The sequence below is a fragment of the Vibrio sp. 03_296 genome (assembly GCF_002265885.1).
In genome coordinates this window covers 1-1,349 of the sequence record NZ_NPKW01000577.1, presented here as the reverse complement: position 1 = coordinate 1,349, position 1,349 = coordinate 1, and the positions used below count along the sequence as shown (strand labels likewise).

The following is a 1,349-nucleotide window of genomic DNA, read 5'->3' as shown; positions in this document are numbered from 1 at the left end:
GCTCGGCATAATTCACATCGATTATGGATAAAGGATACTTTCGCTTCTAAAGCTTTTGCTAAAGAAACGGCTTTATCGATCAATAGCTTGCTGTCGTCAGAAAGATCAACAGCGACTAATATGTGTTGATAACTCATGGTGTGCTCTCCTTTATCATTTCCTCGTGGGTATAGTTAAACATAGCACTTAGGTGAATAGTTTTTTGCCAAAGGGATCTCAGATCCAATTCCATGTAACAAAGAGTTATCGAAATTTTCGTGGTATAGTAGCTACAAACGGATACAAACAATCAGGAGTCCTCATGCTGTCTCAGACTATGGTCGAACAATTGAATGCGCAAATTAATCTGGAATTTTTCTCATCCAATCTATACTTACAAATGAGTGCTTGGTGTGAAGATAAAGGATTTGATGGCGCAGCACAGTTTTTAAGAGTGCACGCTGTGGAAGAGATGCAACACATGCAACGCCTGTTCACTTACGTCAGCGAGACGGGTGCATTACCGATTTTAGGCGCGATTGCAGCACCAAACATGWTTTGCAAGCTTGGGTGAAGTGTTCCGCGAAACATATGAACATGAACAAATGATCACTCAGCAGATTAATAAGCTCGCTCATGGCGCGTTTACTAGCCAGGATTATTCAACGTTWTARCTTCCTGCAGTGGTATGTCGCAGAGCAGCACGAAGAAGAAAAATTGTTCAAAGGGATTTTGGACAAAAGATTTGAACATTTGGTTAGGTGAAGAATGGTAAAGCTTTGTTCTTCATCGATAAAAGATCTGGCACAAATGGCGAAAGAAGGTTCATCTTCAATCATGGATGCTCCAGCTGCTTAACGGACAGCCAGTTTCCGCTAGCGGGTTAGAAAGACGTTGGTCGTCTTTTCTCTTGAGCATTGATGAAGATGTAGGAGGAAAGATGATTAATGGAGATATTATCCTGTTTGCGCTTATGGTGGTGACGGGGGTTAACCTCGCTCGTTATCTCACAGCTCTTCGTTCACTGATTTACATTATGCGTGAAGCGCATCCGCTGTTATATCAACAAAGTGGATGGTAATGGATTTTTACCACTCATGGCAATGTCACCAAACAGGTGCGACTCTACCACTATCTGAAAAGCAAAGAGTATCACCATCATCACGATGAAGTTTTTACTGGGAAATGCGATCGGGTAAGAGAGTTATTCGTACTGAGTGTAAGCTTGACCGGTGTGACTTTGTTGGCTGCATTTCTTCTGTAGCCAGTGCTTGGAAAATAACCCACTTTGCCGTTAGAATAGCGGCGAAAAGTAAGGATGTGCCAACTGACACATCCTTTTTTATGTCAGGAGAGATTTTCCATGCATG

General features: G+C 42.1%; 3 pseudogenes. 2 read left to right on the top strand and 1 reads right to left on the bottom strand.

Going from position 1 to position 1,349, the window contains the following annotated elements:
• A pseudogene (locus tag CIK04_RS26300) lies at window positions 1–137 on the bottom strand (universal stress protein); the annotation flags it as partial.
• Between the two features lie 164 nt (window positions 138–301).
• Between CIK04_RS26300 and ftnA the strand changes: the two are divergent.
• Window positions 302–837: pseudogene (gene ftnA / locus CIK04_RS26295) on the top strand (non-heme ferritin).
• An 82-nt stretch (window positions 838–919) separates the two neighbouring features.
• Window positions 920–1,243: pseudogene (uspB, locus tag CIK04_RS26290) on the top strand (universal stress protein UspB).
• Window positions 1,244–1,349: the final 106 nt, after the last annotated feature.